The 12475-nt window shown below is 39.5% G+C and carries 14 protein-coding genes and 1 pseudogene; 6 read left to right on the top strand and 9 right to left on the bottom strand.

The genetic code is table 11. The annotated features are described in order from the left end of the window. Positions 1-24 precede the first annotated feature (24 nt). The 5 genes from WKT00_RS02440 to WKT00_RS02420 all read left to right on the top strand — a co-directional run bounded on the left by WKT00_RS02440 (position 25) and on the right by WKT00_RS02420 (position 3561). Positions 25-576, top strand: coding sequence for a cell division protein SepF (locus WKT00_RS02440; RefSeq protein ID WP_101694316.1), 552 nt, complete (start codon positions 25-27; stop codon positions 574-576). A gap of 3 nt (positions 577-579) precedes the next feature. Further along, complete coding sequence (locus WKT00_RS02435) at positions 580-1335, top strand: YlmH family RNA-binding protein (protein ID WP_101694317.1); 756 nt, start codon at positions 580-582, stop codon at positions 1333-1335. Between the two features lie 70 nt (positions 1336-1405). After that, positions 1406-1927, top strand: a complete 522-nt coding sequence (lspA, locus tag WKT00_RS02430) for a signal peptidase II (protein WP_242962623.1) — start codon at positions 1406-1408, stop codon at positions 1925-1927. After that, positions 1902-2816 carry an RluA family pseudouridine synthase gene (locus tag WKT00_RS02425; RefSeq protein WP_101694318.1) on the top strand — a complete coding sequence of 305 codons (915 nt, stop codon included), beginning with the start codon at positions 1902-1904 and terminating at the stop codon, positions 2814-2816. The genes lspA and WKT00_RS02425 overlap by 26 nt, the downstream gene beginning before the upstream one ends. Positions 2817-2916: 100 nt before the next feature. After that, on the top strand, positions 2917-3561 hold the full coding sequence (locus WKT00_RS02420) for a cytidylate kinase-like family protein (protein ID WP_101694319.1): 645 nt from the start codon (positions 2917-2919) through the stop codon (positions 3559-3561). Positions 3562-3707: 146 nt separating this feature from the next. Here WKT00_RS02420 and WKT00_RS02415 read toward each other — a convergent pair whose 3' ends face one another. Continuing rightward, complete coding sequence (locus WKT00_RS02415) at positions 3708-4442, bottom strand: tRNA 2-thiocytidine biosynthesis TtcA family protein (protein ID WP_101694320.1); 735 nt, start codon at positions 4440-4442, stop codon at positions 3708-3710. Positions 4443-4578: 136 nt separating this feature from the next. Here WKT00_RS02415 and WKT00_RS02410 point away from each other — a divergent pair. Then, a pseudogene (locus WKT00_RS02410) lies at positions 4579-4698 on the top strand (phosphohydrolase); the annotation flags it as partial. A gap of 2 nt (positions 4699-4700) precedes the next feature. Here WKT00_RS02410 and WKT00_RS02405 read toward each other — a convergent pair. The 8 genes from WKT00_RS02405 to fabG all read right to left on the bottom strand — a co-directional run bounded on the left by WKT00_RS02405 (position 4701) and on the right by fabG (position 12471). Continuing rightward, on the bottom strand, positions 4701-5759 hold the full coding sequence (locus tag WKT00_RS02405; RefSeq protein ID WP_340260704.1) for a tyrosine-type recombinase/integrase: 1059 nt from the start codon (positions 5757-5759) through the stop codon (positions 4701-4703). 217 nt (positions 5760-5976) lie between these two features. Continuing rightward, positions 5977-6417 carry a MarR family winged helix-turn-helix transcriptional regulator gene (locus WKT00_RS02400; RefSeq protein ID WP_101694759.1) on the bottom strand — a complete coding sequence of 147 codons (441 nt, stop codon included), beginning with the start codon at positions 6415-6417 and terminating at the stop codon, positions 5977-5979. 73 nt (positions 6418-6490) lie between these two features. Beyond that, on the bottom strand, positions 6491-8236 hold the full coding sequence (gene accD, locus WKT00_RS02395) for an acetyl-CoA carboxylase, carboxyltransferase subunit beta (RefSeq protein ID WP_101694322.1): 1746 nt from the start codon (positions 8234-8236) through the stop codon (positions 6491-6493). After that, positions 8233-9576, bottom strand: a complete 1344-nt coding sequence (locus tag WKT00_RS02390; protein ID WP_340260701.1) for an acetyl-CoA carboxylase biotin carboxylase subunit — start codon at positions 9574-9576, stop codon at positions 8233-8235. The genes accD and WKT00_RS02390 overlap by 4 nt, the downstream gene beginning before the upstream one ends. Positions 9577-9586: 10 nt before the next feature. Then, positions 9587-10015, bottom strand: a complete 429-nt coding sequence (fabZ, locus tag WKT00_RS02385) for a 3-hydroxyacyl-ACP dehydratase FabZ (protein ID WP_101694324.1) — start codon at positions 10013-10015, stop codon at positions 9587-9589. Between the two features lie 15 nt (positions 10016-10030). Then, entirely contained in the window at positions 10031-10471 is a 441-nt protein-coding gene (gene accB, locus WKT00_RS02380) for an acetyl-CoA carboxylase biotin carboxyl carrier protein (RefSeq protein WP_101694325.1), read from the bottom strand. 12 nt (positions 10472-10483) lie between these two features. Then, complete coding sequence (gene fabF / locus WKT00_RS02375) at positions 10484-11722, bottom strand: beta-ketoacyl-ACP synthase II (protein WP_340260697.1); 1239 nt, start codon at positions 11720-11722, stop codon at positions 10484-10486. Between the two features lie 8 nt (positions 11723-11730). After that, positions 11731-12471, bottom strand: coding sequence for a 3-oxoacyl-[acyl-carrier-protein] reductase (gene fabG, locus WKT00_RS02370; protein WP_173814252.1), 741 nt, complete (start codon positions 12469-12471; stop codon positions 11731-11733). Positions 12472-12475: the final 4 nt, after the last annotated feature.

Here is a 12475-nt window from a genome sequence, read left to right as displayed (position 1 = left end):
CATAAGATAGGAGATATAGATAAGATGGGAGTATTAGATAAGTTCCTTGACATTATGAAACTCAGCGATGACGATGAGTATGATGATGACGACTTCTTTGATGATGAGTATGATGAGGAATATGAGGAGAAGCCGAAGAAGAGTTTCTTCCAGAAAAAAGAAAAGCATTATGAAGAGGATGAGGATGAAGAAGAGTATGCTGCTCCAGCACGATCTTCCCGTTCTTCTTATTCAAACAATAATAAAGTAACACCGATGCGCCAGCCTGCAAGACGCAGCAATGTCAGCATGGAAGTATGTGTCATCAAGCCTACTTCTGTAGATGATGCGCGTGAGATTACAGAGACTTTATTAAGCGGAAGAACCGTAATTCTGAACTTGGAAGGTTTGGACCTGGAAGTGGCACAGCGTATTATTGACTTTACATCTGGTGCGACTTTTGCAATCAACGGTAATCTGCAGAAGATTTCTAACTACATATTCCTGGTAACGCCGACAAATGTAGATATTTCCGGTGATCTTCAGGATCTTTTAAATACTTCTTTTGATGCATCTTCCATGCGTTCACGGTTTTAAAAGATGACGAAAGAAGAAATGATGCTTCAGAAAAGACTGGTGGAATTGTCACGGATCGCGTATCAGCGCGGAATCGTGACTTTTTCCGATTTTCTGAATTTAAACGAACTGAATATTTTACATACTACCCCAAAAGATCAATTTTTGTGTCGATACGAAACCTTTGGAGGGTATAACCTTGCAGAGCGTCAGATAGCAGCTTTTCTTCCTGATGCTCTTTATTATGAGTACGAATATCCATTTCAACAGATTGAGATCACGCCGATGAATCGGAAGTTCGCAGAGGAATTGACACATCGAGATTACTTAGGCGCTATTATGAACCTGGGAATTGAACGTTGTAAATTAGGAGATATTCTGACGACAAAAGAACGGGCGATTCTCTTTGTAAAAGATGAGCTTTCCGATTATATCCTAGAACATTTAGCCCGGATTCGTCATACGTCTGTTCATACTTCTTTCATTCCTTCATTTGAGCAGAACTATGAACCGGAATATGAAGAGATAAAAGGAAGCGTGGCTTCTATTCGGCTTGATACGATTCTGTCCCTGGCATACCCCCTTTCCAGAAGTAAACTGACTGCTTATATTGAAGCTGGTCGGGTATTTGTAAACGGGAAATTAATCACCAGTAATGGTTATCGCCTAAAAGAAGGAGATATGATCTCCGTCCGGAAAATGGGACGTATTTCTTATAGTGGAATTCTTTCAGAAACCAAAAAAGGGCGCTATATGGTAACCATCCGCAAATACATTTAAGAACTGAGAAGGACAGTATGTTACCTTTTATTAAGTTATTAAGCTTTAAAAACAGCAGGAGAAAAGAAATATGACGGAAAAATCAATGAAAGTTCAGCGATATTACCATTATCTGGCAGCTCTGATAGGCGCTGTTATACTGGTGATTTTCGATCAATTTACCAAACATCTGGCTATATTGCATCTAAAGGATCAAGAGCCTTATATTTTAATAGAAAACGTATTTCAACTAGAATATTTAGAAAACAGAGGAGCAGCTTTTGGGCTTTTCCAGAATCAGCGAATGTTCTTTTATATTAGTACGGCTGTCATTACAGTTGCTGTGATCTGGTTTTATCTTAAAGTTCCGATGGAGCGTAAATTTCTTCCGCTTCGTCTGTGTGCCATAGCAGTCATTGCCGGTGCATATGGAAACTGTATTGACCGGGTACGATTGAATTACGTTGTCGATTTCTTTTACTTTAAATTGATTGATTTTCCAATCTTTAATGTAGCGGATATCTATGTGACTGTATCTGCTGCGGTTCTCGCTGTTTTGATATTACTTTATTATAAGGAGGAAGACCTTGAACGAATATTTCATCGGTCCTGATAGAGAAGGAGAACGGCTGGACCGTTTTCTTGCTGAGCAGATGGCAGAAAAATCCAGATCCTATCTGCAAAGGCTGATTAAAGAACAAGAAATAACCGTCAACGGAAAGCCTGTAAAAGCTGGTTACAGGCTTTTTTCTGATGACCGGATAACGGTAAATCTTCCAGATGCAAAAGAGCCTGACATCGTACCGGAAGATATTCCGCTGGATATCCTGTATGAAGATGAGGATTTAATTATTATCAATAAGCCAAAGCAGATGGTTGTGCATCCTGCTCCTGGGCATTACAGTGGTACGCTTGTCAACGCATTAATGTATCACTGCGGTTCCGAATTGTCTGGCATCAATGGAACGATGCGGCCTGGAATCGTCCACCGGATTGACATGGACACAACAGGATCGTTGGTAGTATGCAAAAATGACAAATCCCATCAGTTTCTGTCCGAACAATTAAAAGAGCATTCTATTCGGCGAATCTACGTGGCAATTGTACACGGCAATTTAAAAGAGGATACAGGATGTGTCCGAGCTCCAATCGGCAGACATCCAACAGATCGAAAAAGAATGAGTATTCATGCCAAAAACGGAAGGGATGCTGCTACTCATTACAAGGTTTTGGAGCGCTTTGGCGACTATACTTATATCCAATGTGAGTTGGAGACAGGAAGAACCCATCAAATCCGTGTTCACATGTCAAGTATTGGTCATCCGCTTCTTGGAGATGAAGTGTACGGTCCGAAAAAATGTCCGTTTTCCGGGCTTCAGGGACAGACACTTCATGCCATGACACTTGGAATTATTCATCCGTCAACCGGCAAATATTTGGAGGTCAGCGCACCGCTTCCAGAATATTTTTCAAAGCTATTAGACAGATTAAGAAAAAAATAGAACAAAATTGCCTGTAAATTCTATACTTTTGTTTGTAGTTGTAATATAATACTTACTATAAATAAATCCACTACAAATTAGAATGAGGAGCGTGATATGTATGGCTAAAACAAATACTATCATTACGATTGGAAGGCAGTTCGGAAGCGCCGGCCGAGAAATCGGATATAAAGTTGCAAAGGATTTAGGAATTAAATTGTACGATAAGGAGATGCTGGACCGGGCAGCAAAGGAAAGCGGAATCTGCCAGGAACTGTTCGAGACGCATGACGAGAAACCAACCAACAGCTTCTTGTACTCTCTGGTAATGGATACCTATTCTCTGGGATATTCCTCTGGAAGCTATGCGGATATGCCGATCAACCATAAGGTATTTTTGGCACAGTTTGACGCTATCAAGAAAATCGCCGATGAAGGTCCTTGTATTTTGGTAGGACGCTGCGCTGATTATGCACTGGAAGAATACGACAATGTACTAAGCGTATTTATTCACGCAGATCTGGATGCCAGAATCCGCAGAATCGCTAGAATCTACGATTTGACGGATGCTAAGGCAAAAGAAATGATTATTAAGACCGACAAAAAACGTGCAAGTTACTATAATTACTATAGCAACAAAAAATGGAGTTCTGCTGAGAGCTATGATATCTGTCTGGACAGTTCCATTCTTGGTATTGAAGGAACTGCAGAAGCCATTGAAAAACTGGTAGAAATCAAAGAACGAGACGATAATAAAAAATTGTAGATTGTAAAAATATTTATGATGGAAGTATTATTGAATGTATAAAACCGTCGGCCTTCAAATGCTTTGAAGCAGTTGCTTATCACTCATTTGAGGGCTGACGGTTTTTTATATTATTTTATTCATCTTATTGATCGAAATAAATCTGTCTAGCGCACGTGTGGAACTCTTTCAGGCCAGCCTTTGATATTTCCGTTTAGAATAGCGGTAAACATCCGTTGCTTTGCTCCCGGATGCTCATAGTTCAACTTTTTAACAAGCTCTTTGGCATATTGACGCTTGGTATAACCGTCGATTGGACAGCGGCTGGTTACAACCGGAAGCTGATACTTATTCTTAAACCCAATCACGTCTGCCTCTTCTACAAACATCATAGGACGAATAACCGTCAGATCCATACGATCTAGATAAGTCTTTGGTGAAAAAGAGTAAAAACGCCCCTCAAACAAAAGAGAGAGAAGCATGGTTTCAATAATATCATCCTTGTGATGTGCATAGGCTACCTTATTGCATCCCATTTCCTTTACCGCCTGATTGAGGGATCCCTTCCTCATTTTGGCACAGAGAGAACAAGGATTTGATTCTTTTCGTTCTTCAAAAAGGATATATGCAATATCCGTCGGTACGATCCGATACGGGACTTCTAATTCTTCACACAATTTTATCACCGGTGTAAAATCACATTCACTGTATCCCAGATCTACGGTAATGGCGCTTAATTCAAATTTCTTCGGATAGAAGCGTTTTAATCCATGCAGTGCATAGAGAAGCGTCAGGCTGTCTTTTCCCCCAGATATACCCACTGCAATGTGATCCCCTTCTTCGATCATCTGATATTCATCAACGGCTTTCCTTGTTTGGCTTAATAATTGTTGTAATTTCATACTTTAATCCTATCTTTCTTAAACTTTAGGAATACCTTAACATAGAACCCATGTAATGTAAATAAAAAATCACCGTGAATATGACTAACACATTCTTTACAATAATTAACACAATCAAGATAGTTTTCGTTTTTATATCTGTACTGTAATGGATTACTTTGAGATATTTTTAGACAGAATGATCATGTGCAAAAGAGCAGCCGAGATCCTTGGTTGCAAATTCAAGCTAGTTGCTAATGGAAGTAAACTTTGTTAATGTTAACTTTCTCTTAACTTTACCGCGGACGCCGCTTTCCGGCGTCTGTTCTCATCTATCGCAGCATAATGTTTCTTAGTGGTATTAACATCCTTATGCCCAAGAACATCCGCAACAAGATAGATGTCTCCCGTTTCCTTATAAAGAGATGTACCATAGGTACTGCGAAGCTTATGAGGCGTAATTTTCTTATTAGGCGTTACCTGACGGGCATATTTCTTCACCATATTTTCTACCGCCTGAATCCCCATTCGTTTTCTCTGAGTAGAGAGAAATAATGCATTTTCATGGCCGGAGAGGGGAGTAACAGCTTTTCTGTCACCATCCATATAATTGTGTAAGGCATCTGCCACTTCCGAGCCAAAGTATACAACCATCTGGTTTCCGCCTTTTCTTGTAACAGTAATTCCATTATTCTTGAAATCCACATCATTGATATCCAGACCAACACATTCTGACACACGGATTCCGGTACCTAAAAGCAGTGTTAAAATTGCCAGATCTCGATCCTTCGTTTTTAAGTAATAATTCAGCGCCTGTCCTGTTAATTGGCTCCCTGCAGACTCTACAAAATCCAACAGCAGAGCAACTTCATCCGCATCTAATCTAATGATTGCTTTTTCATGGAGTTTTGGCATATCCACAAGTAGTGTTGGATTTTGGGTAATAATTTGATGCTTGAAATAATAATTATAAAAACTTCGAAGCGCCGACATTTTCCTTGACAATCCCTTTTCGCCGTTCGTAATTAATTCTTCGTCACGCTTATATACCTTCAGATATTCCATATATTCTTCAATATCTACAGGCTCTAGGCGTTCTAAATCCGCTGGAGTAAATTGTTCTATTGTATAGTTTTTATAGATTGGATTATTTTCCATTAAAAAATGAAAAAACACTCGGATATCGTAGGCATAATTAATTCTGGTACGTGCAGATGAGCGTGGTTCAATTGCTCTGAAATAATCTTTTGCAAATGGCGGCAATGTTTTTAATACCTCACGTAAACGCAAAGTATTGTCAATCTGTGTTTGTTCGTGATAAGTTTTAGTATCAGACATTGTTATAAAATCCCCTTTAACCCCTGTAATTACCAATATTATATCATCTTCTCTGTTTTACGTCTATATCTTTTGGAAAAATCGGTATTTGTCGTATAGATCTAATTCTCCAACATACAGTTTGGTTTTCTCTCTTTTGTACACAAAGGCCAATAGCTGCATTATCTGCATATATAAGAAAAGAGACGGTCAACACCGTCTCAAAAAATCTATATTTCTAATCATTATAATTTCGGAAAAACTTAGCTAATCCATTTAATGTTTTCAAAAGCACAGGGAGCTCTTCTGACTCTAGACTTTGGATCACTGCATCTGTCATCTGCTCATGGAATTTAGCATGATGTCTATATGCACGTTCTCCCTTTTCTGTAAGGGTAATCATTACAACTCGCCGATCTTCAGTACTTCTTTGGCGAATGGCATAATTCTGACGAACAAGTCGATTCATAGAAGTCGTTAATGTTCCTGCAGTAACATTTAATTTTTTAGCAATTGATGACATTGTATCTCCAGCTCCTAAACCAATAGCTTCTATGATATGCATATCGTTATTGGTAATATCCTTAAATTCCTCCGAGATAATTGCTTTTTCTTCCAATTCCCATATTTCATTAAATAAATGAACCAATATATCGTTAATCGTTTCGTACGTATTCACTGTTCTCTCCTTCATTTACCTTCAAAACTCTTACAATATTATACCATTGATTCTGGAAAAAGAAAGATAGATCTTACATTACTCGGAATCTTTGATAACGTTTCTCTACCAATTCTTTTATGGTCAATTTAGATTTCTCCTCTAAAAATTGACAAAGTGCATAGTCAATCTGTTTGCAAACATTTGCCATAGTGTCTGGAGTATAATTTTCTGGCTCCTTAAATACTCGTTCTACGATATTGGATTCTTTTAGATCTATCGATGTTAACTTCATTACTTTCGCAGCTTCCTCAGCCCGTTTGCTGTCCTTCCACAAAATGGAAGCAAAACCCTCCGGAGATAAAATGGAATAGATCGAGTTTTCTAACATCCACACCTCGTCTGACGTAGCAAGAGCCAACGCTCCACCACTCCCTCCTTCTCCTATAATCAAAGAAACAATCGGGGTTTTCAATCCAGACATTTCATAAAGATTCCTAGCAATTGCTTCCCCCTGTCCGCGTTCTTCTGCCTCAATACCACAAAAAGCTCCTGGCGTATCGATAAGACAAACAATAGGCCGGTGGAATTTCTCAGCCTGTTTCATCACACGAAGCGCCTTACGATATCCATCCGGAGAAGTCATTCCAAAATTGCATGCTACGTTTTCCTTTGTCGTCGTCCCTTTTTCCTGTGAAATCACAGTGACTGGATTTCCATGAAAAAATGCCAGACCACACATTATTGCCGGATCATCTTTATAACAACGATCGCCGTGTATTTCATAAAATTCTGTAAACAAATTTTTAATATAATTTGAACTAACCGGGCGACCTTTTTTACGTGATTTCTGTACACGATCCCAGGCTGAAATAGATTTCTGATCTTCTATTTCATTCAAATTACTCTGATATTCCTCATCTTCTTTCTGTCTCAAAGAAAGATCAAATTTTACTCTGTCTCTATCAATATTATGAAGCTTTAGTAAGCGAATGAGCGTTTCTTTCATCTCGGGTCGCTCAACGATTGCATCAATAAATCCATGTTCCAGCAAAAATTCAGCAGTTTGAAATCCTTGAGGTAATTTTTGCCCAATCGTTTGCTCAATTACCCGTGGTCCAGCAAATCCAATCAACGCTCCCGGTTCTGCCAAAATAATATCACCTAACATTGCAAAACTTGCCGTCACACCCCCGGTGGTTGGATTGGTTAAAATTGGAATATAAAGAAGACCTGCATCGCTATGGCGTTTCAATGCAGCAGATGTTTTTGCCATTTGCATCAGAGATGTAATTCCCTCCTGCATACGTGCTCCACCAGAACAAACAAATATAATTACAGGTAAGCGTTCTGAGGTTGCGCGTTCTACCATCCTAGTAATTTTCTCACCAACAACTTCTCCCATGCTCGCCATAATGAATCGACTATCACAAACTCCTATTGCAACTGGATATCTGCCTATCAATGCTTTTCCTGTTATAACAGCCTCATCTAAATTGGTCTTTTCTTTCACAACAGCCAATTTTTCTTCATATCCTTTATAATCCAATGGATTCGGACTTTGAAGTCCGGTATCCCATTGTTCAAATGTCCCTTCATCCACAACCATCTCCAGCCGTCGAAATGCATGCATTCGAAAATAGTAGTTGCATTTAGGACAAATATAATAATTATCTTTTACTTCTTCCGTAATCACTGCGGATTTACAGGAATTACACTTCTTTAAAAGTCCTTTGGGTACTTCCGGCTCTTTCCCAAACATCCTAATTTCTTTTTTCATAGAATCTGTTCTTGCCCGAGAGATAGAACCCGCTTTTTTAAATGTATTTTTTAAATTCATTTTTCACTCATCTTTTCTATAAATTCAATATCCACATTTCCAGTACAATAATCAGGATGCTCTAGAATCTGATATAGATAATCTACATTTGTATCAATGCCATCAATGACCACTTCACCTAAAACACTTCGCATTTTTACAATCGCTTCTTCTCTTGTATCAGCGTATACAATAATTTTTGCCAACATGGAATCATAGTAGGCCGGAACGGTGTATCCTTCGTAAATTGCAGAATCTATACGCACCCCTTTTCCTCCGGGAAGAAACATTCCTGTGATTGTTCCGGGTGAGGGTAAAAAATTCTTCTCTGGATTCTCGGCATTGACACGACATTCAATGGCGTAACCCTGGATTTTTATATCCTTTTGTTTATAGGAAAGTGGTAACCCTGATGCTATCTTAATCTGCTCTTTGATTAAATCAACTCCTGTAACCCATTCTGTCACGGGATGTTCTACCTGTATACGAGTATTCATTTCCATGAAATAAAAACGCTCATCGTTTTCCAAAAGAAATTCAACTGTACCAGCATTGGTATACCCGCATGCTTTTGCGGCTCTTACTGCTGTTTCACCCATTACTTTGCGCAACTTAGGTGTGATAGCTGAACTAGGCGCTTCTTCTAGCATTTTCTGGTGATTTCTTTGAATAGAACAATCGCGTTCTCCCAAATGGATTATATTTCCCTTGGAATCTGCCAATATCTGAAATTCAATATGTCTGGGATGTCTTATAAAATGCTCGATATACATAGTATCATCACCAAATGCATTTTTTGCTTCTTTTTGAGCGGTCAAAAAACTGGATTCAAACTCTTCCGGAGTATTTGCAACACGCATTCCTTTTCCCCCACCGCCAAGGGCTGCTTTTATAATAACTGGATACCCTACTTCTCTTGCCGCTACAGCTGCACTTCGTACATCATAAATTGGATCTTTACTGCCTGGAATAACAGGTACCCCAGCTTCAATCATTGTATTTCTAGCCTGTGATTTATTTCCCATTTTCCGAATCACTTCAGCACTGGGTCCGATAAATGTGATATGACATTGTTCACAAAGGAAAGCAAATTTACTATTTTCTGATAAGAATCCAAATCCCGGATGAATCGCATCTGCACCTGATGTAATCGTAGCGCTAATAATTCGTTCCATACTTAAATAGCTTTCTGCAGAAGGTGCCGGTCCAATACAGATCGCCTCATCAGCTAATTGTGTATGAACCGCTTCTTTATCTGCCTCAGAATAAACTGCAACAGTCTGAATTCCCATTTCCCTGCATGCGCGAATAATACGAACTGCAATTTCACCTCTATTTGCAATCAAAACCTTTTTAATCATAATCAAATCCCTATCCAATCATAAATGTCAATTCAGCGCGAACAACAACTTTCCCCTCAACAGAAGCTGTAGCCTCTCCGATCCCAAATGGACCTTTCTGTTTGATCATCTTCGTCTCCAAACGTATTTTATCTCCTGGAACTACCTTACCTTTAAACTTACAATTTTGTATTCCAGCAAAATACGCCGTCTTTCCGCGATTCTCCTCCTTGGAAAGAATCGCAATCGCACCAGTTTGTGCCAATGCTTCGATTGTCAATACCCCCGGCATTACTGGCTCTTTCGGGAAATGTCCTTTAAAGAACTCTTCTCTGTACGTCACGCATTTATAAGCCACAGCATACTGTCCGGCTTCATAATCTTCCACATAATCAATCAACAAAAACGGATGGCGATGCGGTAAGATTTCTTTGATCTGATTTATATCTAAATGATTCATTTGTCTATTTCTCCTTTATCCAATCAAAAACAACGGCTGCCCGTATTCTACAGTCTGTCCATTTTTTACAAAGATTTCTTTTACAGTTCCGTCAAATTCACATTCGATATCATTCATCAGCTTCATAGCTTCAACAATTGCGATTGTCTGACCTTTTCTTACAACTTCTCCCACCTGTACAAATGGCATTGCGTCTTCAGCTGGTGCAGAATAGAAAGTTCCTACAAGCGGAGATACCACAACATTTCCTTCTAAATTATCCTCTCCAACATCCGCAGGTACATCTGATCTGTCTTCCTTTTTAGGACCACCCTTATTTTCTAAAATAGGTTCTGCTATCTGAGTTGTGCCTTCTTTTTTTATGATAAGTTTCATATTCTCTTCTTCATACTGAAACTCTGTAAGATTCGATGCAGATATAATTTTAATTAACTGCGTTAACTGTTCTGCTTCCATAATGTTTATCTCCTATTCCAGACATTCTTTGATACAAAGTGTAGCATTATGTCCACCAAATCCAAGCGAATTGGTAAGTACACAATGAACCGGTTTCTCAATCGGAGCTCCGATCGTATAATTTAGATCACATTCATTATCCGGGGTTTGAAGTCCCATCGTTTGATGGATAAATCCTTCTTCAATAGACTTAACACAGACAATAAACTCAACTCCGCCTGCGGCTCCCAATAAATGTCCTGTCATTGATTTCGTAGAATTTACCACCACATCCTTGGCAGCATCTTTCAATACTGATTTTATCGCTCTGGTTTCAACCAAATCATTATGATGTGTACTTGTTCCATGTGCATTGATATAGTCAATATCTTCTGGATGTACATTTGCATCTGTCAATGCAAGTTCCATTGCTTTTGCTGCCCCAGATCCGTCTTCAGCTGGTGCTGTAATATGATAAGCGTCACAAGTTGCACCATATCCGACCAGTTCCGCATAGATTTTAGCGCCTCTTTTTTTAGCGTGTTCCAATTCTTCTAACACGACTATGCCGGCACCTTCTCCAATAACAAAACCACTTCTATCTTTATCAAATGGAATGGATGCACGTTTGGGATCGGTCGCTGTTGTTAAAGCAGTCAAACTACTAAAACCAGCAACGGAAAGTGGACAAATTGCGCTCTCTGTCCCACCTGCTAACATAATATCTGCATCACCATATTGAATAGCACGAAGTGCATCGCCAATGGAATGTGTTCCCGTTGCACAGGCAGTAGTTACACTTGTACATTTTCCTTTTAATCCAAGCTGGATCGCAACATTACCTGCAGCCATATTTGAAATCATCATTGGGACCATCAATGGATTCACACGAGCAGAGCCCTTTGTCAGAATTTTCTCATACTCTCGTTCTGCTACTTGAAGACTCCCGATCCCAGATCCGATGATAACACCAATCCTGAAAGGATCTTCTCGCTGCATGTCAATTTCTGCCTGTTCAAATGCCTCTTTTGCCGCAGCAACAGCATATTGGGAAAATGGCTCCATGCGCTTCGCTGATTTAAAATCCATACATTCCTTTGCTACAAATCCTTTTACCTCTCCAGCCAATTTCACCTTATAATCAGTGGTATCAAATTTGGTTATTTCCTGAATTCCAACCGTTCCGGCTTTCACATTGTTCCAAAATTCCTCTACTGTATTTCCAATTGGTGTTACAGCACCCATCCCTGTGACTACAACTCTTCTTTTCATAGTTCCTCCTACATTACCATCCCGCCATCTACGTGCAGTACCTGACCCGTGATATATCCTGCCTCATCAGATACCAAAAATGCTACTGCATTTGCCACATCCTTAGGATCACCAAATGTCCCAAATGGGATCTGCGATGCAATCTGCTCTTTCATTTTTTCAGGAAGTACCTCTGTCATATCTGTTTGGATAAATCCAGGTGCCACCGCATTTACTGTAATATGCCTTGATGCCAGTTCTTTTGCAGTTGCCTTCGTAAGACCAATGACTCCCGCTTTTGAAGCAGCATAATTAGCCTGTCCAACATTTCCTGCAACTCCTACGACAGAAGAAAGCGTGACAATTCTTCCAGAACGCTGCTTCATCATCTGCCGAGATGCAAAGCGGATACAGTTAAATGCACCTTTCAAGTTTATACGGATTACATCGTCAAAGTCCTGCTCACTCATGCGCATAAGAAGACCGTCCTTGGTAATTCCTGCATTATTAACTAAAATATCTAATCTTCCATATTCTTTGATTACATGATCCAAAAATGTTTTGCACGCTTCAAAATCTGAGACATCGCATTGATATACTTCCGCTTTTCCACCGCAAGATTCAATCTCACTTTTTACTTCTTTTGCCTTTTCAACAGAACCATTGTAATTGATGATCACCGTTGCACCTAGTGAAGCTAACTTTACAGCAATCGCCCTTCCTATTCCTCTGGAAGCACCTGTCACCACCGCTACTTTATCGTTTAACATCCCT

Origin of the sequence: Dorea sp. ICN-14282 (assembly GCF_037890115.1) — a bacterium.
GTDB lineage: Bacteria > Bacillota > Clostridia > Lachnospirales > Lachnospiraceae > Dorea_B > Dorea_B phocaeensis.
The sequence above is the reverse complement of the archived record's forward strand: the minus strand, read 5'-3'. Positions and strand labels throughout refer to the sequence as shown.

Bases quoted from the DNA above. Each gene is read 5' to 3' on its own strand.
- WKT00_RS02415 (WP_101694320.1), bottom strand. From the start codon at position 4,442: ATGAAATTACAACAATTATTAAGCCAAACAAGGAAAGCCGTTGATGAA.
- fabF (WP_340260697.1), bottom strand. From the start codon at position 11,722: ATGAAAAGAAGAGTTGTAGTCACAGGGATGGGTGCTGTAACACCAATT.
- WKT00_RS02440 (WP_101694316.1), top strand. From the start codon at position 25: ATGGGAGTATTAGATAAGTTCCTTGACATTATGAAACTCAGCGATGAC.
- fabG (WP_173814252.1), bottom strand. From the start codon at position 12,471: ATGTTAAACGATAAAGTAGCGGTGGTGACAGGTGCTTCCAGAGGAATA.
- lspA (WP_242962623.1), top strand. From the start codon at position 1,406: ATGACGGAAAAATCAATGAAAGTTCAGCGATATTACCATTATCTGGCA.
- WKT00_RS02435 (WP_101694317.1), top strand. From the start codon at position 580: ATGACGAAAGAAGAAATGATGCTTCAGAAAAGACTGGTGGAATTGTCA.
- fabZ (WP_101694324.1), bottom strand. From the start codon at position 10,015: ATGAATCATTTAGATATAAATCAGATCAAAGAAATCTTACCGCATCGC.
- WKT00_RS02420 (WP_101694319.1), top strand. From the start codon at position 2,917: ATGGCTAAAACAAATACTATCATTACGATTGGAAGGCAGTTCGGAAGC.
- accB (WP_101694325.1), bottom strand. From the start codon at position 10,471: ATGGAAGCAGAACAGTTAACGCAGTTAATTAAAATTATATCTGCATCG.
- WKT00_RS02390 (WP_340260701.1), bottom strand. From the start codon at position 9,576: ATGATTAAAAAGGTTTTGATTGCAAATAGAGGTGAAATTGCAGTTCGT.
- WKT00_RS02405 (WP_340260704.1), bottom strand. From the start codon at position 5,759: ATGTCTGATACTAAAACTTATCACGAACAAACACAGATTGACAATACT.
- accD (WP_101694322.1), bottom strand. From the start codon at position 8,236: ATGAATTTAAAAAATACATTTAAAAAAGCGGGTTCTATCTCTCGGGCA.